The sequence below is a fragment of the Microcystis sp. LE19-195.1E genome, assembly GCF_027532095.1.
GTDB lineage: Bacteria > Cyanobacteriota > Cyanobacteriia > Cyanobacteriales > Microcystaceae > Microcystis > Microcystis aeruginosa.
The window spans coordinates 1-1,827 of the sequence record NZ_JAPZSZ010000235.1 but is presented as its reverse complement, the minus strand read 5'-3'; the positions used below and the strand labels follow the sequence as shown (position 1 = coordinate 1,827).

The following is a 1,827-nucleotide window of genomic DNA, read 5'->3' as shown; positions in this document are numbered from 1 at the left end:
GTTTTATCACTCAATCCAAGCTTTTGGGGGGTTCTACCCCCCAAACCCCCCGTTGGGGGCGTGGCGCCGCCCCCAAACCCCCCGCGCATTAGGTTAACTGTGAGATGCTTACACGCGATTGTTCATATTTTTGTACTAATTTAAGAGTCACTGATAATTGCTGATTGTTGGTATTTCTGCAAGTGTGGGATGCACCCTTATTCAGGAGATTATTTTATTTATTCTCCCCACACCCCACACCCCACACCCCACACCCCACTTCCCCACTTCCCCATTCCCCCATCTCCCTATCTTCCCACTTCCCACTTCCCACTTCCCAATTTATAATTCATAATTTAACCTTTGACTCACCCCAGCAATGGCAGCCAAGAGAAGCCAAACAATAGTATTAATCTTGACATCGGAGAGGGTGACATCGACGAGATTAAATAAAACGCAAGCACCAAAGGCCACCAGATAGGTAAAGATAATTAACTCCCCCCCGGCTTTTTGTTGTCGTAAAAAGATTAATAAACGCACCCCTTGGGCATAAATCCAACCCACCCAAACAGACAATAAAATTAAGCCGATAATTCCCGTTTCTGCCATTAACATCAAATATAAATTATGGGGATGACCTAACCACAATCCCTGACTTTTTTCGTAGAGAGGTGTAAAACTGCGTAATCCCCAACCGAATAGGGGTCTTTCTTGGGTCATTTCTAGAGTAAAACGCCATTGAGTTGCTCTGAGAGTCGCTAGAGGGCGATCGGGGAACATTTCATCGGATAATCGCGCCCAAATCGCCCTAGGAACCAAGAAACGGAAACTATCCCTGAAAGGATTTGGTCCCCAAGAAGCGAGGGAAATCACCCCCCCCAAGAGGACAAAACCGGCGACTAAGGCATTCCAACCCAGATAAAGGGCGAAAATTAGGCCCCCTAAAAAGGCTAAGGCCCAAGCATTGCGAGAATTGCTTAAAAATAGCCCTACACTATCGATAAATATGGTTAAAGTTAAAAACCCGACTTTGAGATTTAAATTCCGATTTCTTTGTCTGTGCCACTGCCGCCAAGTTAGAATTAATAAACCGATCGCTAAAATCAGAGTTATTAATAAATAAGCCCCCAAAAGATTAGCATACATAAAAACCGAAGACATTCGCCCGCTCGGTTCACCCCCCGCTCCGTAGGGCCAGGTAAAAATCCCTTTTAATGCTTCCGGTTTTTGCCAACCGAGAAAAATTTGTCCCCATCCCATCACCACTACCCAAACTGAGGGGATAACCATCACCCAAGCTAGTTGACGCAATTGAGAGGGTTTTTTAATTAATTGCCGAATATTGCTAAAAAAGAAGAAAAAAGGCAGGAAATTTCCTAAACCAATCCAAGCATCCCCCGGAGTTGGGGAAAGACTGGCACTAATCATCAACCAAAGAGTGACGATACCGAGACCTTGATTGAGACGTGACTGGATAATTGCCCGAAAATTGCCGGTAAAAACCCTAATTAACACGATAATAATGCCGATACCCGCTAACTCCGGCAGCATCATGGCAATAAAAACTGAAAAAAGTATTAAATTCCACTCCCACCCTTGACAAAAAATCTTTTTCATCGAAAATTTGGGTCTGAAACCCCGCCGTTTTACGGCGGCTTTACCGTTAAATACTAGCGCATTTAGACGATATATTCTAGAATGTGAGGTATGGAAAAAGCCTATTCGTTTCGATTTTACCCCACACCCGAACAAGAGTCGCTATTGCGGCGCACTTTGGGCTGTGTAAGATTAGTTTACAACAAAGCTCTCCACGAACGAACACAAGCTTGGTACGAAAAGCAAGAAAGA

At 44.3% G+C, this 1,827-nt stretch carries 3 protein-coding genes; 2 read left to right on the top strand and 1 reads right to left on the bottom strand.

The features are described from left to right. Positions 1-189 precede the first annotated feature (189 nt). On the top strand, positions 190-327 hold the full coding sequence (locus tag O9300_RS13235) for a hypothetical protein (protein WP_287972099.1): 138 nt from the start codon (positions 190-192) through the stop codon (positions 325-327). Here O9300_RS13235 and O9300_RS13230 read toward each other — a convergent pair. Further along, entirely contained in the window at positions 322-1,596 is a 1,275-nt protein-coding gene (locus tag O9300_RS13230) for an O-antigen ligase family protein (RefSeq protein WP_287972098.1), read from the bottom strand. The two genes, O9300_RS13235 and O9300_RS13230, sit on opposite strands and share 6 nt — an antisense overlap. Positions 1,597-1,686: 90 nt before the next feature. Between O9300_RS13230 and O9300_RS13225 the strand changes: the two genes are divergently transcribed. Continuing rightward, the coding region (locus O9300_RS13225; protein ID WP_287638272.1) for a helix-turn-helix domain-containing protein at positions 1,687-1,827 on the top strand (141 nt) is incomplete at its 3' end.